Below are 21,447 nucleotides of genomic sequence, written 5' to 3'. Positions count from 1 at the left end.
CGCGTCGGGGCCGGTCCTCGTCAGTTCTTCGGAGTCGGTCACGAGAGCCTCACCCGCGGGTCGACGGCGGCGTACAGGACGTCCACCACCAGGTTGCACAGGACGATGAAGAAGGCGGCGAGCAGGGTGACGCCGAGGATGTTGGGGAGGTCGTTGGCGGTGATCGCCTGGACGGCGAAGGCACCGACGCCCTGGAGGGAGAAGACCTGCTCCGTGATGAGCGCGCCGCCGAGCAGCAGGCCGAGGTCCATGCCGAAGACGGTGATGATCGGCGTGAGCGCGGCACGCAGACCGTGCCGGACGACGACCTTGCGCTCGCGCAGGCCCTTGGCGCGTGCGGTGCGGATGAAGTCCTCGTTCAGCGTCTCCAGCATGCCCGCCCTGGTGAGCCGGGCGTACAGCGCCGAATAGAGGAACGCCAGGGTCACCCAGGGCAGGACCAGGGTGCGCGCCCACCCGAACGGATCCTCCAGCAGCGGTACGTAGTCACTGCGCTCGAAGATCGGCCACTGGTAGGTGAACAGGGCCAGCGCCAGGGCGCCGGTGAAGAACATGGGGAGCGAGACACCGGCCAGTGCCACGCCCATCGCGGCGCGGTCGAAGAGCGAGCCGGGGCGCAGCGCGGAGAGCACGCCGGTGGCCACGCCGGAGACGACCCAGACCACCGCGGCACCGGCGGCCAGCGAGAGGGTCACCGGAAGCCGGGACTGGATCTCGGGCCAGACCTCGATGTGGGTCTTGAAGGAGTACCCGAAGCACGGCCGGTGGCAGTGCACCGCCTCGGGACCGAATTTGTAGTCGACGCCGACGAAGATGCCCTTGAGGAAGTCCCAGTACTGCTCGTACACCGGCTTGTCCAAGCCGAGGTTCTTCTTCACCGCCGCGATGTCCGCGGGCGTGGGTGCCTTGCCGATGTACTGCTGGGCGAGCTGGTCGCTGGTCTGCCCGGCCAGCTTCGGCAGCAGGAAGAAGATGCCGAAGGTGACCGCGCTGACGATCAGCAGCAGGATCACTGCGCTGATCAGCCTGCGGATGATGTACGAGAACACGGGACTGCGGCGTCGGTGCCCGCCGGCCGCCGCCGGCGGGCACCAATGCCTTCACCTGCCTTCCGGGGCTGCTACTTCTTGACGCCGACGTTGAGGTAGTCGTACTGACCGCTGAAGGCCGAGGTGGACACCAGGTTCGTGGCCTCCGGCGAGCGGTACATCAGCACCTTGAAGTAGGTCAGCGGCACGATCACCGCCTGCTCCATCGTCTTCTTGTCGATCTCGGCGTACGCCTTCTCGCGCGCGGCCTGGTCGGTGTCGGCGATGGCGCTCTCGAGCAGCTTGTTGATCTCCGGGTCGTCCAGCTCGGAGAGGTTGGTGTTGCCGGACTGGCTGATCGCCTTGCCGTTCAGGATCTGCTGCAGGTAGCCGTAGCCGGTCGGGAAGTCCGAGCCCCACTGCATCATGATCAGACCGACGTTGTTCTTCTTGTTGAACTTCGGCACACCGGCGTAGTCCGAGAAGTACTTGCTCGTCGGGTACTGCTGGATCTTGGCGTTGATGCCGATCTTCTTCAGCGAGTCGATGACCGTGGTGGCCGCGTCGACCTCGTCCTGGCGGTCGGAGCGGGCGAGGATGGTGGTGTCGACCTTGCCGGCACCGCACTCCTTCCACTTCTTCTTCGCCTCGGTCAGGTCCAGCTTGTCCTTGGCGTCGTACTTCTGCGGGTACTGGTCGAACTTCTGGTACCCGGCGATGTCGGTCGGCAGGACGGTGGAGGCGATGTCACCGCGGATCGGGCCGCCGAGCGAGGTCTGCACGGCCTTCTTGTCGATCGCGTACTGGACGGCCTGGCGGCACTCCAGCTTGTCGAACGGCTTCACCTTGGAGTTGATCGCCGTGTAGACCAGCCGCTGGCCGAGCGCGTTGTCGGTGTTGGCCTTCTCCGAGTTGCTGGTCAGCAGCTGGGCCTGGGTCTGGCCGTCCACGCCGCGCCCGGCGAGGTCGATGTGGGTGTTGCCGGAGCGCAGGTCCTTGTCGATGGTCGACTGGGCGACCTTCATCTTCAGGACGATCTTGTCCGGGAGCTGCTTGCGCAGCGGGTCGGTCTTGGCGGACCACTGCGGGTTGCGCTCCAGGACGAGCTGCTTGCCCTCCTGGTAGCTCTTGAACTTGTAGCTGCCCGAGGAGACCACGGAGCGGGTGTACTCCGCGCCCTTGTCCTTGGCCTGCGGGACCGGGGCGGTCTGCGGCGCCGAGACCAGGTAGTCGAACTCCGCGAACGGCTTCTTCAGGTGGAAGACGATCGTGTGGTCGTCCGGCGTCTCGATGGACTTCAGCCCGGCCTTGGACTTGTCCTTGTACGGACCCTTGTACTTGTCCTCGTCCACCAGGAACTGCTGGAAGTAGTTCGGGCCGAGGGAGAGGGTGTCCCGCGCGAAGTTGGAGCGCTCGACCGCGTACTTGACGTCCTGCGAGGTGACTTCCTTGCCGTCCTCGTACTTCACGCCCTTGCGGATCTTGTACGTCCAGGTCTTGCCGCCGTCGGAGGGCTTGCCCATCGACTCGGCGAGGTCCGGGACCAGCTCGTTGCCCTTCTGACCGGGGGCCGGCTTGAAGGTGGTCAGCGGACGCGCGTAGAGACGGCTGAAGTTGTAGATGAAGGCGTAGTACGTGTTGCCCGGATCGAAGGACTCGGGGGCGTCACTGATCGCGTAGTTGAGCGTTCCGCCCTTCTCGTTCGAGGCGTTGACGATCCCCTTGGTGGCGGCGTTCGCCTCGGACGATCCGTTGGCGGAGTCCTTGCCGCCACTGCAGCCGGCCAGCAAAAGGCCCGCACTGGATATGGCCGCGATCGCCGCGACCGGGACTGACCTTCGCATGATGGTCGGTTTCCCCTTCGTTCGTCGGAAACTTCGAGTGGAACTGCCGGGACCGCCCGGGCGCCGCGGGAGCGGCGTCAGCGGCTGCGTGGGTCCAGCGCGTCCCGCAGACCGTCACCGAGGAGGTTGAACGCGAGTACGGTGACGAAGATCGCGAGGCCGGGGACGAGCATGTACTGCGGGTCGACCTCGTAGTACTTGACCGCCTGGTTGAGCATGCCGCCCCAGGAAGCCTGAGGGGGCTGGATACCGACACCGAGGAAGCTGAGGGCCGCCTCGAAGAGGATGTTGGAGGGGATCAGCAGCGTGGAGTAGACCACGATGGGCCCCACCAGGTTCGGCAGCAGCTCACGGAAGAGGATGAACGGTCCGCGTGCACCCATCCCCCGGGCCGCGTCGACGAATTCGCGCTCGCGCAGCGACAGGGTCTGCGCCCGCACGATGCGGCCCATGTAGGGCCAGTTGAAGAAGCCGATCACGAAGATCAGGACCGAGATGTGCAGCGGCAGGCCCTCCAGGCCGAAGGCGCCGCCCTGCAGCGAGGCGGAGATGGCGATGGCGAAGAGCAGCAGCGGGAACGCCAGGAAGACGTCCATCATCCGGCTGATCACCGCGTCCACCCGGCCGCGGTAGTAGCCCGCCACCACGCCGAGGACCGTGCCGATCGCCACCGACAGCAGGGTCGCGCCGAACGCGACGATCAGCGAGACCCAGGAGCCCTCCAGGACCCGCGCGAGCAGGTCGCGGCCGAACTTGGGGTCGACGCCGAGCGGGTGGTCCGCGCTCATGCCGCCCAGGTCGCCCAGCGGCAGGGTGGTGTTGGGGTCGATCAGCGACTGATTCGGCTCGTTCGGGTCCAGGCCGAGGAGCGACTGGAGGGGGCGGGAGAGCGCGGCGATGACGATGAGGAGGATGACAACGATGGCACCCGCCACCGCGACCTTGTCGCGCTTGAAGCGCAGCCAGGCGATCTGGCCGAGCGAGCGGCCTTCGATCCGCTTGCTCCCGACGCCTTCCAGCACCGCTTCCGGCTGCGCCTCAGCAGCCGCCCCGGTGGTCTCGATCGGTGCGGTCACAGTGCCTTTGACCCCTCTCGGCCCGCCCTGCGGCCGGCCACGCCCGCCGCGTCGGCGGCTCGGTTCACTCACTGGTGTGCACGCCGGCGGACGCCCGGAGGTCTTGCAGCTCATCGGTCTTCGGATGTCCGCGCGACAGCGGTCCAACTGCTCGTCGCACACAGGGTCCAGACCCCTGCTGCGGGAGTCTTCATCCGAGTCGCGATCAGTCACCAGTCCTGCCGAGGAAAGGATGCGCAACTGTGATGTGCTCCACGGCATACCGTTATACGGACATCACGGACGGCTGAGCGGTCCTGACAGCCGGTTCGCGCCAGCCTCAACCGGGGTACACACGGGGGCAATTCGGCACACTACGGCACACGGGAGGACGGCCGGGGACGCCGCGCTCCCGCCCGCGCGGGACGTCAGTGGGGACCGGGGTAGCCGTAACCGTACGAGGCGGCCGGAGCCGGCGCGGGGCCGTGCGCGCCGCGGTCGAAGAAGGGGCGGGAGTAGGCCCGCATCCACATGGCCACGGGGTCGTACTCGTCCTCCATCGCCACCGTGGAGACCGGCAGTCCCTCCGGAACCGCGCCGATGGACTGCTGCATCATCAGCCGTACCGATTCCACCGCGGCCCGCCCCGTGTCGTACAGATCCAGGCCGATCGCGAGATAGGGAACGCCGAGGGCCGGCTGCACCCAGGCCCGGCGCAGCGAGCGGACGGCGGGCGTGCGGTGCGCGTTCTGCCCGAGCAGGGCGTAGAACTGCGGGATCTCCACGACCGGTTCGGTGATCCGCAGGGGCCCCGCGGGCAGCCGGTCCAGGCCGCCGGCGATCCGGCGCAGGTCCAGCCAGGGGATGCCGACGCCGCCGCCGGGCGCGTGCGGGTTCAGCCAGAGGCCCCAGCGGTCGGGGTAGAGCGCGGCGGCGATCTCGGCGCCGGGCACGACCTCGTGGGCGCGGGTCCAGCCGCTGGCCGCGAGCTCGGCGGGGGAGGTCACGCACGGGGCGTAGCCGAGCCCGTCGACCTCCATGTTCCCGTACTGCGCATCGGGGGCCCCGGCCTGGCCCTGCCACAGCAGCATCCACACCTGGCCGCCGGACAGCGCCTGCAGCAGCGCCTCGTAGGCGTCGTACCGGCCGGGCGAGACCTGCTGCAGCACCTGCTCGACCTGGCCTGCCGCCGCTCCCTGATGCGCACCCGCGCTCACGTGTCCCCGTCCCTTCTCCCGTCGGGCACGTGGGGGTGCCCGCCCGTCGTCCCACCAGCTTACGGGCCGGATCCCGGCGTGGTCCGGGCGCGCGCCGGTCGGTCCGGCACGGGCCGCGGCCGGCCCCGGCCGTACGGGCTACACGAGGTCCTGCGTGTAGAAGGGCCGCACGCGCTCCAGCATCCAGTCGACGACCGGGTCCTGTGCGATGTCCAGCATCACCAGCTGGACCGGCCAGGGCACCTCCACGGTGCCGAGCGCCCGGCCCAGCGCCCCGAGCGCGATGTCGCGCTGGGTCTGGTCCTGGAGGGCGGCCGCCGGGTCGGCGACCTGCACGCCGACGAAGAGGGTGGGCGCGTCGCCCTCGATGTTCGCCAGGCAGCGGCGGGCGGTGGTGACGTGCGGTACGCCGGAGAACTCCAGGCCCGCGGCGGCGAGGAAGTCCACCGGCTCGTCCTGCCAGTCCGGCTCGTACAGCCGCACCCGGCCGCCGGACGGCAGCCCCTCGCGGGGCATGTCACCGCGGCACAGCTCGGCCACGGCGGGCGGCGGCAGCGGCACGCCGACCGTGCCGTCCGGGTTCACCGCGATACCGATCTTCGGCGGCAGGCCGCGGGCGAACTCGCGGGCCGGTGCCACCGTGAAGGACATGTGCGCGCCGACGACCCGCAGGAACTCCTGCTCGGAGCTGAAGACGGGCACGTACGCCAGGCCGTCGGGCAGCTCCACGGTGGGCAGGTCCAGGCCGGGCGCGCCGAAGCCGGCGCTCTCGGGGCCGCCGCCCTTGGGCAGCGGCACCCATATCCGGCTGCGGCCGAGCACCTCGACGATCCGGGCGCCGGCCCCGGGATGCCCCACCGACGCCGCGAGCACTTCCTCCAGCTCGTTGGCCGGCCAGGCCAACTGCGGAATGCCCTGCTCGAAAACGCCCTGACCGGGGATGCTCTGCTCCGGAATGTCCATGGTCACCCACCCGCTTCGTACCGCACTGCCTGATCGAAAACCCTAGCGGCCCGCCGCGGGCGCTTCGCCCCCCGTCCCGAAGCCCGGACAGGGGCGCGGCAGTGGTGTACCCAGGCTCTCAGCCGAACGTCGTGCGTTCCAGCGCCTCGGCCGCCCGCCGGTCCAGCAGCACCGTGGCCGTGAACCCCTTCGGCAGCCGGGCCGCCCGGGCCCTGGCGAGCAGCCGGCGCACCGCGCGCCGGTGCCGCGCGAAGGCGTAGCCGGACACGCCGCGGCCCCTGGCCCGCTGTCCGGACAGCGCGACGCCGGCGGGCACGTCGAGCAGCAGCAGGTGCAGCTCGCGGCAGTCCCGCCGGGCGGTGCGCGCGATCCAGCGGCGCACCCAGGCGACCGTCCCGCAGTCGTGCACCACGACGCTGCCGCCGGAACGCAGTGCCTGCCACAGGCCGTGGTAGTGCGCGATCCGCACCAGCGGCCGCAGCAGGCCGTACGGCAGCGCGCCGAGCCGGCCGGCCTCCCAGCGCTCCCGTACGTCCTGGGAGTCGATGCGGTGGACGGGTGTGCCGGCCCGGTCCAGCGCCGGGACCACGCGCTGCATCAGCGTGCTCTTGCCGCCGCCGGGCAGGCCCGAGACGACCACCAGGCAGCGCGCGGGGAAGTCCAGCTCGCGGACGCGCGCTTCCCCCTCCGTGCCGCGCAGGTCCGTCACGCGGGCGCCGCGGCCCGGACGCACCACCGCCTTGGGTGTGCGGGCGCGGCGGGGCACCGCGCCGCGCGCGACCCCTGCCGACGTCGCATATACGGCTTGCCTCTGCACCGTGATCGCCCTCCCCGTTCCGTTCACTGCTGCCCCCACTACCCGCAGAGTGTCAAGAAAAGGTAATGAGCTTCAAGCGGAGGGCAGGTCATGGCGGGTTGCCCCCGGGCCGGCGGGGCGGCGCGGGCCGGGGCTCCTGTATCCGGCGATCCCGTGCAATGATGTGCGCGCCGGCCGCCGTACCCGACGCCGGCCGCCAACTGCATACCGGCCGCTTGAATCCGCGCGGGAGAGTTCCCGCCAGGCCACGGCGGGGCGCCGAAGGAGCAAGTCCTCCCTTGAATCTCTCAGGCCCCTGTACTGCGCGGACGAGGCAGATCTGAAAAGCGGGCCGCACGCCGGTGCGGCCCCACCCAAGGTGCAAGCCGAGGCCCCGATGGGGGCTGTCGGTGAACCTCTCAGGTTCCGATGACAGATGGGGAGACGTCCGATACGTCCCTGTCGTCCACTTCGGGAGCCCGCGACCATGACTGACGCCCGCCCGTCGCCCGCCACCACCCCAGATGGAGTCGCTTCGCGACGAAGCGCTCGACTCACGGCGCTCGATGCCACGCATCGCGCCCTCGGCGCGACCATGACCGACTTCGCCGGCTGGGACATGCCGCTGCGTTACGGCAGCGAGCGCGACGAGCACGTCGCCGTCCGCACCCGCGCCGGCCTCTTCGACCTCTCGCACATGGGCGAGATCACCGTCACCGGGCCGCAGGCCGCCGACCTGCTGGACCACGCGCTGGTCGGCAACATCGGCTCGGTCAAGCCCGGCCGCGCCCGGTACACGATGATCTGCCAGGAGGACGGCGGGATCCTGGACGACCTGATCGTCTACCGCCTGGGCGACCAGGAGTACATGGTCGTCGCCAACGCCTCCAACGCGCAGACCGTGCTGGACGCGCTGACCGCCCGGCAGGCCGGCTTCGACGCCGCCGTACGGGACGACCGCGACGCGTACGCGCTGCTCGCCGTCCAGGGCCCGGAGTCCGCCGGCATCCTGAAGCAGCTCACGGACGCCGATCTGGACGGGCTGAAGTACTACGCGGGCCTGCCCGGCACCGTCGCGGGCGTCTCCGCACTGATCGCCCGGACCGGCTACACCGGCGAGGACGGCTTCGAGCTGTTCGTCCGGCCCGCCGACGCGGTCGCCCTCTGGGAGGCGCTGACCGAGGCCGGCAAGGAAGCGGGCCTGGTCCCCTGCGGCCTGTCCTGCCGCGACACGCTGCGCCTGGAGGCGGGCATGCCGCTGTACGGGAACGAGCTGTCCACCTCGCTCACCCCCTTCGACGCGGGCCTCGGCCGGGTCGTGAAGTTCGAGAAGCCCGGGAACGACGGCCGCTTCGTGGGCCGGGACGCGCTGGCGGCCGCCGCCGAGCGGGCCGAGCACAACCCGCCGCGCAAGCTCGTCGGGCTGATCGCCGAGGGTCGCCGGGTGCCGCGCGCCGGCTACCCCGTCGTGGACGCGGAGGGCACCGCCATCGGCACCGTCACCTCCGGTGCCCCCTCCCCCACGCTCGGCAGGCCGATCGCGATGGCGTACGTGGACGCGGCGCACGCCGAGCCCGGTACGAAGGGGGTGGCGGTCGACATCCGCGGCAAGCACGAGCCGTACGAGGTCGTCGCGCTGCCCTTCTACAAGCGGGAGAAGTGACCGCACGGCACACTCCGGCCAGGAGAAATGACCGCGGGACGGCCGTCCTGCCGGTAGAAGTGACGCAGTCGCGTCTCACCTGTCAAGACCCTCTGCACGATCATTCCCCCGCATCCAGGAGAATCGAACCATGAGCAACCCCCAGCAGCTCCGCTACAGCAAGGAGCACGAGTGGCTGTCGGACGCCGCGGACGGCGTCTCGACGGTCGGCATCACCGAGCACGCGGCCAACGCGCTCGGCGATGTGGTCTTCGCCCAGCTCCCCGAGGTCGGCGACACCGTCACCGCGGGCGAGTCCTGCGGTGAGCTGGAGTCGACCAAGTCCGTCAGCGATCTCTACTCCCCGGTCGACGGTGAGGTCACGGAGATCAACGAGGACGTGGTGGCCGACCCGTCGCTGGTGAACTCCGCCCCGTTCGAGGGCGGCTGGCTGTTCAAGGTGAAGCTGAGCGGCGAGCCGGAGGACCTGCTCTCCGCCGACGAGTACACCGCTTTCACCGCCGGCTGACCCGCCCGTCAACCGCCACCGCCCCAATTGGAGCTTCGCGCCTCTTATTGGATTCCGCCCGCCGTGCCGAGGGCCGCGCCCCTCGGTGGCTCCCACCCAGGAAGACTCATGTCGCTTCTGAACAGCTCCCTCCATGAGCTCGACCCCGACGTCGCCGCCGCTGTCGACGCCGAACTCCACCGTCAGCAGTCCACCCTCGAAATGATCGCGTCGGAGAACTTCGCTCCCGCCGCGGTCATGGAGGCCCAGGGCTCGGTCCTCACCAACAAGTACGCCGAGGGCTACCCGGGCCGCCGCTACTACGGCGGCTGTGAGCACGTCGACGTCACCGAGCAGATCGCGATCGACCGGGTCAAGGAGCTGTTCGGCGCCGAGTACGCCAACGTGCAGCCGCACTCCGGCGCCTCCGCCAACCAGGCGGCGCTGTTCGCGATCGCCCAGCCCGGCGACACGATCCTCGGCCTGGACCTGGCGCACGGCGGGCACCTCACCCACGGCATGCGCCTGAACTTCTCCGGCAAGCAGTTCAACGTGGTCGCCTACCACGTGGACGAGGCCGGCCTGGTCGACATGGCCGAGGTCGAGCGCCTGGCCAAGGAGAACAGCCCCAAGGTGATCATCGCGGGCTGGTCCGCCTACCCGCGGCAGCTGGACTTCGCCGAGTTCCGCCGGATCGCCGACGAGGTCGGCGCGAAGCTGTGGGTCGACATGGCGCACTTCGCCGGCCTGGTCGCGGCGGGTCTGCACCCGAACCCGGTGCCCTACGCGGACGTGGTCACCTCCACCACGCACAAGACGCTCGGCGGCCCGCGCGGCGGCATCATCCTGGCCCGCAACAAGGACTTCGCGAAGAAGCTGAACTCCGCGGTCTTCCCCGGTTTCCAGGGCGGCCCCCTGGAGCACGTGATCGCGGCCAAGGCGGTCTCCTTCAAGGTCGCCGCCTCGGAGGACTTCAAGGAGCGCCAGCAGCGCACCGTCGAGGGCGCCCGGCTCCTCGCCGAGCGGCTGACCTCCCCGGACGCGCGTGAGGCCGGCGTCAACGTGCTGTCCGGCGGCACCGACGTGCACCTGGTCCTGGTCGACCTGCGCGACAGCGAGCTGGACGGCCAGCAGGCCGAGGACCGCCTCCACGAGGTCGGCATCACGGTCAACCGCAACGCCGTCCCGAACGACCCGCGGCCCCCGATGGTCACCTCGGGTCTGCGGATCGGCACCCCGGCGCTGGCCACCCGCGGCTTCCGGGCCGAGGACTTCCGCGAGGTCGCCGACATCATCGCGCTGGCGCTGATGCCGGAGTACGACGCGGCGGCGCTGAAGACCCGCGTCACCGCGCTGGCCGACAAGCACCCGCTGTACCCCGGCCTGGCCAAGTAGGGCCACCGGCCGGTCGTACGGGCTTCACGGGCCCGGGGCAGGATGTCCCGGGCCCGTGGTGTGCGCGCCCGCTCACAGGGAACCCGCGTCACCAGCACGTCACGCGCATCACGGGTGGATTCGCCCGCACATGCACCGTCCGTCCCCCGGGCGCGTTACGCTCGACAACCGGTACCGATCCGACAACCGGCGTTTTCCGTCCGCCAGCGCAGAAACGTCACATCTCTTCGGCCGCCCGGCCCCCCCTTTCTGGCGCGTGCTGTCGCACGGCCGCGCACGACCGCCCACCACGAGCCGACAAAGGAGTCCGCCACCGTGGCCATCTCCGTCTTCGACCTTTTCTCCATCGGCATCGGCCCGTCCTCCTCCCATACGGTCGGCCCGATGCGCGCGGCGCGGATGTTCGTCGGCCGCCTCAAGAAGGACGGCCTCCTCGCGCAGACCACCTCCGTACGGGCCGAGCTGTTCGGCTCGCTCGGCGCCACCGGGCACGGCCACGGCACCCCCAAGGCCGTCCTGCTCGGCCTGGAGGGCCACTCCCCGCGCAGCGTGGACGTCGAGCGGGCCGACGACATGGTCGAGCGCATCCGCACCACCAAGCGGCTCCGGCTGCTGGAAGCCGAGATAGGCGAGGTGCACGAGATCGACTTCGACGAGTCGACCGAGCTGATCCTGCACCGCCGCCGCTCGCTGCCGTACCACGCCAACGGCATGACGCTCTTCGCGTACGACGAGCACGGCGCCCCGCTGCTGGAGAAGACGTACTACTCGGTCGGCGGCGGCTTCGTCGTCGACGAGGACGCGGTCGGCGCCGACCGGATCGTCCTCGACGACACCGTGCTGAAGTACCCCTTCCGTACCGGCGACGAGCTGCTGCGGCTCGCCCAGGAGACCGGTCTGTCGATCTCCGCGCTGATGCTGGAGAACGAGAAGGCCTGGCGGACCGAGGAGGAGATCCGCGCCGGGCTGCTGGAAATCTGGCACGTCATGCAGGCGTGCGTCGCCCGCGGCACCAGCCGCGAAGGCATCCTGCCCGGCGGCCTGAAGGTGCGCCGGCGCGCCGCGAACGCCGCCCGCGCGCTGCGCGCCGAGGGGGACGCGCAGGCGCGCGCCATGGAGTGGATCACGCTCTACGCGATGGCCGTCAACGAGGAGAACGCGGCGGGCGGCCGGGTCGTGACCGCGCCCACCAACGGCGCGGCCGGCATCATCCCCGCCGTTCTGCACTACTACATGAACTTCGTGCCCGGCGCGGACGAGGACGGCGTGGTCCGCTTCCTGCTGGCTGCGGGCGCGATCGGCATGCTCTTCAAGGAGAACGCCTCGATCTCCGGCGCCGAGGTCGGCTGCCAGGGCGAGGTCGGCTCGGCCTGCTCGATGGCGGCGGGCGGCCTCGCCGAGGTACTGGGCGGCTCCCCGGAGCAGGTGGAGAACGCCGCGGAGATCGGCATGGAGCACAACCTCGGCCTGACCTGCGACCCGGTCGGCGGCCTGGTCCAGATCCCGTGCATCGAGCGGAACGGCATGGCCTCGGTGAAGGCGGTCACGGCGGCCCGTATGGCGCTGCGCGGCGACGGCCGGCACCACGTCTCCCTCGACAAGGTCATCAAGACCATGAAGGACACCGGCGCCGACATGAGCGTGAAGTACAAGGAGACGGCGCGCGGCGGGCTCGCGGTCAACATCATCGAGTGCTGACCGGGCCGCCCGGCCGCCGGCGTACGCGCCGTCACTCCCGCCCATTCCTCATGTGATCCAGATCACGGAATGGGCCCGGGAGTTCGGGGCAGGCGACGCTGGTGATTCTCGTAATGCTGATCATGATTGCCGCCCTGACCGCGCTGGTGGCGCGCTACGCGCCCCGCCCTCCGGCCTGACTGCTCACCCCCGACAGCGGGTCCGATCCCTTTCCGGGTCGGACCCGTTGCCGTTTTTTGCTTGCGCGCCCGGCCCGCACCCCGTATCCGTATTACCCACGGGAACTCCCGTACGCCGAGAGGCGTTTGCTCACCGACGGCACTTGTCGCACAGCGTGCACAGCCGTCGTGCACGGGGGACGTCGAGGGGAGCGACGAAGCACGACCGGAGGGCAGGAGCACCTTTGGGGCCCGGCGTCAGCGGGCATGTCCATGAAGGCGGACCGTAGTGACGCTTGGTAATCGCACGGTTGCGGGAGGAGTGCAATGCTGCACGGCGTCGATGTCAGCTCGTATCAGCCCACCTACTCCACGAAGGGCCTGGACTTCGTCTTCATCAAGGCGACGGAGGGCCGTTCCTACATCAATCCGCATCAGAGCTCGCAGGCTTCGCGGGCCCGCGAGGCCGGCTGCGTGGTCGGCTTCTACCACTTCCTGTGGCCGGGGAACATCGCGGCGCAGGCCCGGTACTTCGTCGAGAAGTGCGCGTCGAGACTGGGCGACGTCCTGATCGTCGACTGGGAGCGCACCAGCGCCGGGACCTACGCGAGCAACGCGCAGAAGGACCAGTTCATCCGCGAGGTGAAGGCCCTGCGCCCGGACCGCCACCAGGTGCTCCTGTACTGCAACCGCGACTTCTGGCTCAACCACGACACCACGTCGTACGCCGGCGACGGCCTGTGGATCGCCGACTACGTCAAGGCCGGGCACCCCCGGATCAAGGCGAAGTGGCGCTTCCACCAGTACACCGACAATCCCCTGGACAAGAACGTCGGCCAGTTCTCCAGCAAGGCCGCGCTGAAGTCCTGGGCCAACGAAGAATAGAGTTTCCTCGTACGTACGCGCCTGTGCGCCGGTGCCGCCAGCCCCTCCGCACGCCCTGGCGCCACAGCGAGACCACGAGGAGCCACTGTGACCGACCCGGCGTCCATGAGCCTGCAGCAGGAGATCGCCCGGGATCTCCAGGTGTCCGCGTCCTTCGACGCCCAGGAGGAGATCGAGCGCCGGGTGGCCTTTCTCGCCGAGCGGCTGACGAGCACGGGGCTGCGCTCCCTGGTGCTCGGCATCAGCGGCGGCGTGGACTCCACCACCGCGGGCCGGCTCTGCCAGCTCGCGGTGGAGCGGGCCCGTGAGGCGGGCCACGACGCCACGTTCTACGCCATGCGGCTGCCCTACGGCGTGCAGGCCGACGAGCACGACGCGCAGCTCGCGCTCTCCTTCATCAAGGCGGACGAGGTGCTCACCGTCGACGTGAAGGCGGCCAGCGACGCGGCCCTGCAGGCGGTGCTGGACTCCGGTGTCCCGTTCCGCGACGCGCACCACCAGGACTTCGTCCAGGGCAACATCAAGGCCCGGCAGCGCATGATCGCTCAGTACGCGGTGGCCGGTGCCCGGGACGGTCTGGTCGTCGGCACCGACCACGCCGCCGAGGCGGTGACGGGCTTCTTCACCAAGTTCGGCGACGGCGCCGCGGACGTGGTGCCGCTGACCGGCCTGACCAAGCGGCGGGTGCGCGCGGTGGCCGACGCGCTGGGCGCCCCCTCCGAGCTGGTCTGGAAGGTCCCGACCGCCGACCTGGAGACGCTGTCCCCGGGCAAGGCGGACGAGGAGGCGCTCGGCGTCACGTACGACGAGCTCGACGACTTCCTGGAGGGCAAGCCGGTCAGCGAGCAGACGTTCGACACGATCGTGCGCCGCTACCGCCTCACCGCTCACAAGCGCGAGCTGCCGATCGCGCCCTGAGCCGACGCGGACGCCGGGGCCGGGACCGGGCGCGGGCACGGGCGTGCCCGGGCCGGGCCCGGCGTCCGGGGCGGGACGTCCGGCGCCCGTCGCCGGCGTCCCGCCCGTCACCCGGACGTCATGCCTCCGCAAGGGGGGCTTCCGCTCCGCGGTGGTGAATCGTGGCCGCGGGCGGGCATGCATCGGCGCATGGGATGCCACGAAGTGCGATCGGAAGATCAACTGTCAGTGGGTGCGCCTACGCTCCGGGGCATGAGTTACGCAGACCTGCGCGAACTCCAGACCGCGCTCACTCTCGCCGCCGACCTCGCCTCGGGCCTGCAGCAGGCCCCCAGCCGGCAGGACGCCGACCGGCTCGTCGACGTCCTGCGGCACGCCCTGACCACCGCCGGATCGATCGCCCCCGACACCGGGCCGGCCGGCAGTCCGACCGGCTGCGCCGCCCATCCGCACGGCGCCGTCGACCCGCTGTACGGCGACCCCGAGGACCCGCTGCCACCCGGCTACGGCAAGTGCCTGCTGTGCAACGACCGCCGGCGCCGGGCCGACGCGCACCCGCATCCGCCGCTGCGCCGCAGCGCCTGACCCGGCCCGCCGCCCCGGCTCAGCGCACCAGCCCCAGGTCGTGGAGGAGCTGGTAGCGGCCGGGGGCGACCGGCAGGAAGACGTGCAGCCCCGCCTCCAGGAAGACGGCCGCCGCGCTCACCGCGACGACCGCCCCGGCGAGGAACAGCACGCCCACCCCCGCCGCGTGGTGCGCACCCCGCACGGGGATCCGCCGGGCGGTGGTGAGGTGCGAGGTGACCAGCACGGCCCCGATCGCGAGCACCGACGCCTGGAAGAAGCACCACGCCCAGACGTCGGACGGCACGCCCCGCACGGTGCTGCCGTACGCCTCTGCCAGTGCGCCGCCGGTCGCGCCGCCGTCACCGGCGCGCAGGTACAGCAGCGCCTGCCGCCCCGCCACCAGCGCACCGGCAGTACAGCCGATGAGCGCGAGCCCCCACCCCATGAGGTAGTCCCGGCGCGGCACCGTGCCGCGCAGCCCCTGCCGGACGATGTGGGCGGCGCCCAGCAGCGCCAGCACCATGAACATCCGCTGGACGACGCAGAGCGGGCACGGGTGTTCGCCCCGGGCGAGCTGGAGGTAGAGCCCGCCGCCGAGGACGGCGGTCCAGCCGGCCGCGAAGAGGCAGGCGAACCAGTACTGCGCGCGGGCGATGACGCCCGGCGGGCCGGGCTCCAGCGCGGGAATCGCCGGCGTGCTCAGCGGCGTGGTCATCCGCCCGGTCAGTAGTGCGCTCATGAGCGAGAAGTTCTCCGGTCCAGTCGGTTCCGGCCCGCCGGTCGGCGCGGGCCGGCGGGCGCGGCACGCTTCACTGCGGCAGACCGGGCACGACGGCGCCCGTGACGTGATGTGCCGCCAGCCAGACGACGGCGGCGAACATCACCGACCACGCCGCGACCGCCGCCACTCGGCTCTTCTGGCCCACGACGCACAGGAAGGTGGCGAAGAGACCGGCGAAGAGGAGGGCATCCATGCCACGGCAAGCTAGTGGCCGGCCGGCGACATCCCGCGCACGCCACGGAAGGTCACCGGCCGCCCGCACCGGATATGAGCCGAATGGCCCCACAGCCGGCCGATGAGTGGGATCAGTCCTTCGTCTTCTTGTCCGGGCGGAGCGCGATGCGGCCGAGCACCGCGGCGACGGCCAGCGCGGCCACCGCGATCAGCACGGTGTCCGGCACGGCGTCCCCGGCCGCCGCCACCCATTCCTCCAGCCGGAATTCCGCGTCGGTACCGAGGATTCCGGGCAGCGCGCTCGTGCCGTTGAACGTCAGGAAGAGCACGCCGATGCCGATGAAGAACAGCCCGGAGACGAGCGAGGTGGTGTGCAGCCGCAGCGGCCCGAGGCCGAACTCCCGGCCGCGCAGCCAGCCGCGCCGGCCCAGCTGGAACCGGTCCCACAGCAGGGCCAGTACGAACAGCGGCAGCGCCATCCCCAGCGCGTACACGGCCAGCATCGACGCCCCGTACACCGGCGAGCCGCTGACCGCCGTGACCGTCAGCACCGCGCCCAGGATCGGCCCGGCGCAGAAGCCCGCGAGGCCGTAGACGCAGCCCAGCAGGAAGGTGGAGACGGCCGAGCGCGGGGTGATCCGCGCGGCGGCGGACTGTGCACGGCGGGACGCGAAGCCCAGGCCCAGGATCTGCAGCACGCCCATCGCGATCACGACCCAGCCGCCGACGGCGATGAGCAGGTCGCGGTGGCCGTTGAAGAGCCGGCTGGCGGCGGTGCTGGCCGCGCCGAGCGGCGTCAGCGTGGCCGCCAGCCCCAGGTAGAAGACGCCGGTACGGGCCAGCAGCCGGCCGGGCGTGGCGAGCGAGTACGCGAAGAACGCCGGCAGCAGTAGCGCGCTGCACGGGCTGAGCAGGGCGAGGGCGCCGCCCAGGAAGGCGGCGAGGTAACCGATGTCGCTCACTTGCCGCCCCCGTTCTCCCCCGCGCGCGCCGCGGCCTCGTCGATGGCCTGGGTGAAGGTGGCGGTCGGCTGGGCACCGGCGATCGGCTCGCCGTTGACGAGGAACGACGGGGTGGACTGCACGCCGAGGTCGTAGCCCTCACGCTGGTCGCGGCCGAGCGCGTCCGCCGCCGCCTCGCTCTTCATGTCGCGCCGGAAGCGGTCGATGTCCTCGATGCCGCTGTCGCGCGCCAGGCCGGTCAGCTTGTCCTCGGCGAGCGCCTTGCCCTTGCGGCTCTTGGCGTACAGCGCGTCGTGCAGCTCCCAGAACTTGCCCTGCCGCCCGGCGGCCCAGGACGCGCGCGCGGCCCGCTCGGAGTCCTCGCCGTAGATGGTGAAGTTGCGGAACTCGATGCGCAGGACGCCCTTGTCCACGTACTTCTTGATCAGTTCGGGCTGGGTCTCGCGGGCGAAGCGGCCGCAGAAGCCGCACTGGTAGTCGGCGTACTCGACCAGGACGACCGGCGCGTCGGTCCGGCCGACGGCCAGCGCGTCGCCCTTCTCCCGGCGCGAGGTCTTCTTCTCGATGTCGTCGTACATCTGCCGGCGGCCGTCGGGATCCGACTCCGAGACGGAGGCGGCGGGGCCGGGTTCGGCGGAGGTGTGGTCGCCGCCGCCCTCGACGGCCGTGCCGACGGCGACGCCGATCGCGACGAGGCCGACGATGAGGGCGAGGATCGCGCCGACGGCCGCGAGACGGCGGCCCGGCGAAGCGGATGCGGACATGGGTGTACTCCTGACGTGCGGATGCGGATACGGAGGGGCTGCGCCGGTACGCGCGTACGGCTGCCGGGCACCGGGGTGCCGGGGGCGCCGGCGCGCGGGGGGGCGCTATATCCGCAGGACGGTCAGGAGGGCGCTGGGGTCGGCGGCGGGCGCCGGGCCGGTGGGCGGCCGGGCGAGGGCGCAGCGCGCGGGGTCGTGGGAGAGGTACGGGGCGGGCACGGCCGCCGGGGCGGCGAACGGTTCGCCGCGGTGCGTGGCGGGCGCGGGCGCGCTGTCGCCGGACGCGGGCGCGTCGTGCGGCGCACACCTCTTCGGCGCGGACGCGGCCACGGGGACCGGATCCGCGGACTGCGGGGTGGCGGCCGCGTGGGCCGGAACCGCGGTCCGCTGTGCGACGGGGGTCGCGTGGGCCGGAGTCGCGTGGGCCGGGGACGCGTGGACCGGGGTCACGTGGGCCTGGGGCACGGCCGCCGTTCGTGGCGCCGTCGCGGCCGGTGTGCCACCGCCCGTCCGGCAGAGCAGCGGCGCGAAGACCACCGTGAGGAGGACCAGCAGCGTCCAGGCGGCCGAGCGGTGCGCACGTCCCGTCGCTCCCATGCGGCCGCTCCCTCCCCGGTGTCCGGTGCCGCCCGGCGCCGGCGGCTTCGGCGCCCCATCCTACGGACCGCCGCTGCCGGCTCCCAGGGGGGAACGCCGGTCTCGGCCGTCGCCCACCGCACGGCCCGCATAACCATCGGGCGAATTCGGTAATTACTCAGCGATTACCCAGGTGAGAGCGGCAATTGGAAGGTCGGTGGCACAACTCACCTTGGATCGACCGACGATTCTCGCCGATACTTCCACTCATGACCGATATGCCCTTTTGGCAGCCGCCTGCCCTGCCTGCGATAGTCGGGGCAACGACCCCCCATTGACCCGGGCCAGGTCGTACCTGCGCCGTGGACACACCCCTTCCGTCCGCCGGCGCGCGACAACTGGGGCCCGTTCCGCCGACAGCGCGGAAGGGCCCCAGTCACGTTTCCGGCACGCGCGGCACGGCTCACCGCGCCGCGCTCACGCGCGGTCCGTCACCCGCATCTCGAACCACGTCGTCTTGCCGCGCGGCAGCAGGTCGACGCCCCAGCGGTCGGAGAGCTTGTCCACGAGGAAGAGCCCGCGCCCGCTCACGTCCAGCTCGTGCACCGGCATCAGGCAGGGCAGTCCGCGCGACGGATCACGCACCTCGATGCGGATCCAGCCGCGGCGCCGCAGCATCCGCAGGCCGAACGTCCGGGCGCCGGTGTGCCGTACGGCGTTGCCGACCAGCTCCGACACGAGCAGTACGGCGTGCTCGGCGAGCGCAGGCGTCAGCGACCACTGTTTCAGCAGTACGGACTGCGTCAACCGGCGTGCGGTCGCCGCCGATTCGGGTCGCGAGGGGAGCCGCACCTCGTCGAGGGCGGGGTCACCGATGAGATCGAGCGCCCTCGACGCTCCGTCCCCCCGAGCGGCAGCCGTCACCCTGGCACTCTCCCCCTCCACATCCTGGGCGGGCAGAACCCAGCGCGCGGCAGCCGTACCGGCTCGCGGCTGCGGCTGCTCCCTGCCTTCGAGGCCCGCCATGCCACCATCATGGACGCAACTGACACGGTACGGGGGCGGAACCGCGGGAATCGGTCTCCCGGAATCCGCGGTTCCCGCACCCCCTCCGGTCATATGCCATGGGCAGACAACCGGCCGGTACACACCGTCTGACCTGCACAGTCATCCCGCTCGCTACGGAACGTCGAGACCGCGCGCGGGGCACTCCATAAGGCTCCCTTGAGCCTCACATCATTCCCCCACAAGGGGCACGGGCGCGCACCCGCTTCCCGCGCGCCCCGCCAACACCTGCCCGGTCAGCGGAACTTGGCCTTGCCCGGACCCTCCTCGACGAAGCTGCGCATGCCCGTCTCGCGGTCCTCGGTGGCGAACAGACCTGCGAACCAGTTGCGTTCGATCGTCAGTCCGGTGTCGATGTCGGTCTCCAGACCGGCGTCCACCGACTCCTTCGCGGCCCGCAGCGCGATCGCCGGGCCCGCGGCCAGCCGGGCGGCCCAGGCGTGCGCCTGCGCGTACACCTCTTCGGCGGGAACCACGCGGTCCACCAGCCCGAGCGTGAGCGCCTCGTCGGCCTTCACCTGACGGCCGGTGAAGATGAGGTCCTTGGCCTTGGACGGGCCGATGAGACGGGCCAGGCGCTGGGTGCCGCCCGCGCCGGGGATCAGGCCGAGCAGGATCTCGGGCTGGCCCAGCTTGGCGTTCTCCGCGGCGATGCGGAAGTCGGCGCAGAGGGCGAGCTCGCAGCCGCCGCCGAGCGCGTACCCGGTCACCGCGGCGACCACGGGCTTGGGGATGCGGGCGACGGCGGTGAAGGAGTCCTGCAGGGCCCTGGACCGGGCGACCATCGCCGCGTGGTCCATCACCTGCATCTCCTTGATGTCCGCGCCGGCCGCGAACACCTTCTCGCCGCCCCAGATGACCACGGCGCGGACGTCGTCGCGGCGGGTCGCCTCCGCGGCCAGCTCGCGCAGCCGGTCCTGGGTGGCGGTGTCCAGCGCGTTCATGGGCGGGCGGTCCAGGCGGATGGTGCCGACCCCGTCGGCGACCTCGAAGTTCACAGTCATGCAGGCAGGTTAATGGCCGTTCACGGGAACGGCGCCGGTGCATCTCGTCACAGTGCGACCGCGCCGTGCGACCACGCCGTCCGACCGCGCGCGGTCCCGTCGGCGCTCCCCCGCCGACGGGACCCCCGCGTCGCCGCCCCGGCCGCTACTGCGCCGCCGGAGCCGGCTGCGGCTTCTTCCACTCCTCCCACGGCATGTTCCACACGTTCAGCCCGTTCTCGGGCTGGATGGTGCGGTCGTGCGAGTTCTTGACGACGACCAGGTCACCGATCAGGGAGTTCTCGTAGAACCAGCCGGCGGGCGTGGACGTGGAGCCGCCCCGGTAGTCGAAGAGCCCGACGCAGCCGTGGCTGGCGTTGCGGTTGCCGAACGTCCACTGCCCCGACCAGTAGTTGCCGTGGATGAACGTGCCGGAGTCGCTGAGCCGCATCGCGTGCGGCACGTCCTTGATGTCGTACTCCCCGCCGAAGCCGACGGTCTCGCCGTTCATCCGCGTCACCGGGTGCTTCTCGCTGATCACCATCTTGCCGTTGTACGTCTCGGTGCCCGGCGCGCCCGACGTGATCGGCAGGGTCTTGACCTTCTTGCCGTCGCGGACCACGGTCATCTGGTGCGACGCCGCGTCCACCGTGCTGACCTGGCTGCGGCCGACGGTGAAGGTGACCTTCTTGTTCTGCGTCCCGTACACCCCGGGGCGGCCCTCGACGCCGTTGAGGTTCATGGTGAGGGTGACCTTCGTGCCCGGCTTCCAGTACTTCTCCGGGCGGAACTCCAGGCGGTCGTTGCCGAACCAGCGGCCCTCGATGGGCACCGACGGCTCGGCCGTCACCTCGATGGCCTTCTCGACGGCCTCCGGGTCGGTGATGCCGCGGGTGAAGCGCAGGTCGACCGGCATCCCGACGCCGACCTTCTGCCCGTCCTCCGGCACATAGCGCCCGACGAAGGTGTTCTTCGGGGTCAGGGTGGTGAAGTCGGCGTGCTCGGCGGCCTCGCGGCCCTCGGAGTCCTTCGCGACCGCCTCGACGGTGTACTCCGTCGCGGTGCCCAGGTGGCCCACCGGCTGCCAGACGCTGCCGCCCTTGGACAGCCTGCCCTCGACCGCCTTGCCCTTGCGGTCCTTGACGGTCACGGACTTCAGCGTGCCCTTGTCGACCGTCACCTTCAGGGTCCCGTTCGTGGCGACGCCCTCGGCGCCGTCCTTCGGGGATATCTTCACCGTCGCCCGCGACGGCGTGTCCCCGCCGCCCTTGTCCCCCTCGTCCTCACCGCTGCCCCCGCACGCGGCCACCAGCACCATCAGCGCCCCGAGCACCGGAGCGAGCAGGACCTTTCCCCCCTGCCGCCGCCGATGCCGCTCCCGCGGCGCCCCCCATATCGGCTGCACGTCCAAGACTGGCCTCTTTTCCCCTCGCACAACCCGCATCCGCAGCGCGCGGCACGGGCCACG

At 71.2% G+C, this 21,447-nt stretch carries 21 protein-coding genes and 1 riboswitch; of the genes, 7 read left to right on the top strand and 14 right to left on the bottom strand.

The genetic code is table 11. The features are described from left to right. Positions 1–38 precede the first annotated feature (38 nt). The 6 genes from ABZ840_RS09505 to ABZ840_RS09480 form a co-directional block, all read right to left on the bottom strand. Positions 39–1,049: an ABC transporter permease gene (locus tag ABZ840_RS09505; protein ID WP_361555928.1), complete on the bottom strand. Its 1,011-nt coding sequence runs from the start codon at positions 1,047–1,049 to the stop codon at positions 39–41. 71 nt (positions 1,050–1,120) lie between these two features. Further along, on the bottom strand, positions 1,121–2,872 hold the full coding sequence (locus ABZ840_RS09500; RefSeq protein ID WP_361555925.1) for an ABC transporter substrate-binding protein: 1,752 nt from the start codon (positions 2,870–2,872) through the stop codon (positions 1,121–1,123). Between the two features lie 77 nt (positions 2,873–2,949). Then, on the bottom strand, positions 2,950–3,948 hold the full coding sequence (locus tag ABZ840_RS09495) for an ABC transporter permease (protein WP_361555922.1): 999 nt from the start codon (positions 3,946–3,948) through the stop codon (positions 2,950–2,952). A 407-nt stretch (positions 3,949–4,355) separates the two neighbouring features. Beyond that, a complete protein-coding gene (locus ABZ840_RS09490) occupies positions 4,356–5,144 on the bottom strand; it encodes an enhanced serine sensitivity protein SseB C-terminal domain-containing protein (RefSeq protein ID WP_361555919.1) in 789 nt (262 codons plus the stop codon). A 138-nt stretch (positions 5,145–5,282) separates the two neighbouring features. Next, positions 5,283–6,107, bottom strand: coding sequence for an enhanced serine sensitivity protein SseB (locus ABZ840_RS09485; protein WP_361556563.1), 825 nt, complete (start codon positions 6,105–6,107; stop codon positions 5,283–5,285). A gap of 118 nt (positions 6,108–6,225) precedes the next feature. Further along, positions 6,226–6,816, bottom strand: coding sequence for an AAA family ATPase (locus tag ABZ840_RS09480; protein ID WP_361555916.1), 591 nt, complete (start codon positions 6,814–6,816; stop codon positions 6,226–6,228). Positions 6,817–7,140: 324 nt separating this feature from the next. Next, a riboswitch (glycine riboswitch) is annotated at positions 7,141–7,237 on the top strand. A gap of 153 nt (positions 7,238–7,390) precedes the next feature. On the opposite strand from ABZ840_RS09480, the gene gcvT reads away from it, so the two are divergent. From gcvT to ABZ840_RS09445, 7 genes are all read left to right on the top strand, one after another. Continuing rightward, positions 7,391–8,566: a glycine cleavage system aminomethyltransferase GcvT gene (gene gcvT, locus ABZ840_RS09475; RefSeq protein WP_361555913.1), complete on the top strand. Its 1,176-nt coding sequence runs from the start codon at positions 7,391–7,393 to the stop codon at positions 8,564–8,566. A gap of 130 nt (positions 8,567–8,696) precedes the next feature. Next, positions 8,697–9,074: a glycine cleavage system protein GcvH gene (gene gcvH, locus ABZ840_RS09470; RefSeq protein ID WP_361555910.1), complete on the top strand. Its 378-nt coding sequence runs from the start codon at positions 8,697–8,699 to the stop codon at positions 9,072–9,074. Positions 9,075–9,182: 108 nt separating this feature from the next. After that, the gene (gene glyA / locus ABZ840_RS09465; RefSeq protein ID WP_361555907.1) at positions 9,183–10,448 is read left to right on the top strand and encodes a serine hydroxymethyltransferase; all 1,266 of its coding nucleotides are present in this window, start codon (positions 9,183–9,185) and stop codon (positions 10,446–10,448) included. A gap of 315 nt (positions 10,449–10,763) precedes the next feature. Next, the gene (locus tag ABZ840_RS09460; RefSeq protein WP_361555904.1) at positions 10,764–12,146 is read left to right on the top strand and encodes an L-serine ammonia-lyase; all 1,383 of its coding nucleotides are present in this window, start codon (positions 10,764–10,766) and stop codon (positions 12,144–12,146) included. Positions 12,147–12,631: 485 nt separating this feature from the next. After that, the gene (locus ABZ840_RS09455; protein WP_361555901.1) at positions 12,632–13,189 is read left to right on the top strand and encodes a GH25 family lysozyme; all 558 of its coding nucleotides are present in this window, start codon (positions 12,632–12,634) and stop codon (positions 13,187–13,189) included. 87 nt (positions 13,190–13,276) lie between these two features. Continuing rightward, entirely contained in the window at positions 13,277–14,107 is an 831-nt protein-coding gene (nadE, locus tag ABZ840_RS09450; protein ID WP_361555898.1) for an ammonia-dependent NAD(+) synthetase, read from the top strand. A 252-nt stretch (positions 14,108–14,359) separates the two neighbouring features. Beyond that, on the top strand, positions 14,360–14,692 hold the full coding sequence (locus ABZ840_RS09445) for a hypothetical protein (protein WP_361555895.1): 333 nt from the start codon (positions 14,360–14,362) through the stop codon (positions 14,690–14,692). 19 nt (positions 14,693–14,711) lie between these two features. Here ABZ840_RS09445 and ABZ840_RS09440 read toward each other — a convergent pair whose 3' ends face one another. The 8 genes from ABZ840_RS09440 to ABZ840_RS09405 all read right to left on the bottom strand — a co-directional run bounded on the left by ABZ840_RS09440 (position 14,712) and on the right by ABZ840_RS09405 (position 21,390). Next, positions 14,712–15,413, bottom strand: a complete 702-nt coding sequence (locus ABZ840_RS09440) for a disulfide bond formation protein B (RefSeq protein ID WP_361555892.1) — start codon at positions 15,411–15,413, stop codon at positions 14,712–14,714. 70 nt (positions 15,414–15,483) lie between these two features. Next, a complete protein-coding gene (locus ABZ840_RS09435) occupies positions 15,484–15,648 on the bottom strand; it encodes a DUF5993 family protein (RefSeq protein WP_361555889.1) in 165 nt (54 codons plus the stop codon). Between the two features lie 112 nt (positions 15,649–15,760). Continuing rightward, the gene (locus ABZ840_RS09430; protein WP_361555886.1) at positions 15,761–16,591 is read right to left on the bottom strand and encodes a cytochrome c biogenesis CcdA family protein; all 831 of its coding nucleotides are present in this window, start codon (positions 16,589–16,591) and stop codon (positions 15,761–15,763) included. Next, positions 16,588–17,355 (bottom strand): DsbA family protein, encoded by a 768-nt coding sequence (locus tag ABZ840_RS09425; RefSeq protein ID WP_361555883.1) that lies wholly within the window; start codon positions 17,353–17,355, stop codon positions 16,588–16,590. Before ABZ840_RS09425 ends, ABZ840_RS09430 begins: the two co-directional genes overlap by 4 nt. A 105-nt stretch (positions 17,356–17,460) precedes the next feature. Beyond that, positions 17,461–17,952: a hypothetical protein gene (locus ABZ840_RS09420; RefSeq protein ID WP_361555880.1), complete on the bottom strand. Its 492-nt coding sequence runs from the start codon at positions 17,950–17,952 to the stop codon at positions 17,461–17,463. 456 nt (positions 17,953–18,408) lie between these two features. After that, entirely contained in the window at positions 18,409–18,957 is a 549-nt protein-coding gene (locus ABZ840_RS09415; RefSeq protein ID WP_361555877.1) for an ATP-binding protein, read from the bottom strand. A gap of 275 nt (positions 18,958–19,232) precedes the next feature. Next, positions 19,233–20,000, bottom strand: a complete 768-nt coding sequence (locus ABZ840_RS09410; RefSeq protein ID WP_361555874.1) for an enoyl-CoA hydratase-related protein — start codon at positions 19,998–20,000, stop codon at positions 19,233–19,235. A 145-nt stretch (positions 20,001–20,145) separates the two neighbouring features. Continuing rightward, complete coding sequence (locus tag ABZ840_RS09405) at positions 20,146–21,390, bottom strand: Ig-like domain-containing protein (RefSeq protein ID WP_361555871.1); 1,245 nt, start codon at positions 21,388–21,390, stop codon at positions 20,146–20,148. Between the last annotated feature and the right edge of the window lie 57 nt (positions 21,391–21,447).

The organism is Streptomyces sp. NPDC047117, from assembly GCF_040643545.1.
Classification (GTDB): Bacteria; Actinomycetota; Actinomycetes; order Streptomycetales; family Streptomycetaceae; genus Streptomyces.
The sequence above is the reverse complement of the archived record's forward strand: the minus strand, read 5'-3'. Positions and strand labels throughout refer to the sequence as shown.

Coding starts and splice junctions, on each gene's coding strand:
- ABZ840_RS09420 (WP_361555880.1), bottom strand. CDS start 17,952: ATGGGAGCGACGGGACGTGCGCACCGCTCGGCCGCCTGGACGCTGCTG.
- ABZ840_RS09485 (WP_361556563.1), bottom strand. CDS start 6,107: ATGGACATTCCGGAGCAGAGCATCCCCGGTCAGGGCGTTTTCGAGCAG.
- ABZ840_RS09435 (WP_361555889.1), bottom strand. CDS start 15,648: ATGGATGCCCTCCTCTTCGCCGGTCTCTTCGCCACCTTCCTGTGCGTC.
- glyA (WP_361555907.1), top strand. CDS start 9,183: ATGTCGCTTCTGAACAGCTCCCTCCATGAGCTCGACCCCGACGTCGCC.
- gcvH (WP_361555910.1), top strand. CDS start 8,697: ATGAGCAACCCCCAGCAGCTCCGCTACAGCAAGGAGCACGAGTGGCTG.
- ABZ840_RS09455 (WP_361555901.1), top strand. CDS start 12,632: ATGCTGCACGGCGTCGATGTCAGCTCGTATCAGCCCACCTACTCCACG.
- ABZ840_RS09410 (WP_361555874.1), bottom strand. CDS start 20,000: ATGACTGTGAACTTCGAGGTCGCCGACGGGGTCGGCACCATCCGCCTG.
- ABZ840_RS09415 (WP_361555877.1), bottom strand. CDS start 18,957: ATGGCGGGCCTCGAAGGCAGGGAGCAGCCGCAGCCGCGAGCCGGTACG.
- ABZ840_RS09425 (WP_361555883.1), bottom strand. CDS start 17,355: ATGTCCGCATCCGCTTCGCCGGGCCGCCGTCTCGCGGCCGTCGGCGCG.
- ABZ840_RS09445 (WP_361555895.1), top strand. CDS start 14,360: ATGAGTTACGCAGACCTGCGCGAACTCCAGACCGCGCTCACTCTCGCC.
- ABZ840_RS09500 (WP_361555925.1), bottom strand. CDS start 2,872: ATGCGAAGGTCAGTCCCGGTCGCGGCGATCGCGGCCATATCCAGTGCG.
- gcvT (WP_361555913.1), top strand. CDS start 7,391: ATGACTGACGCCCGCCCGTCGCCCGCCACCACCCCAGATGGAGTCGCT.
- ABZ840_RS09440 (WP_361555892.1), bottom strand. CDS start 15,413: ATGAGCGCACTACTGACCGGGCGGATGACCACGCCGCTGAGCACGCCG.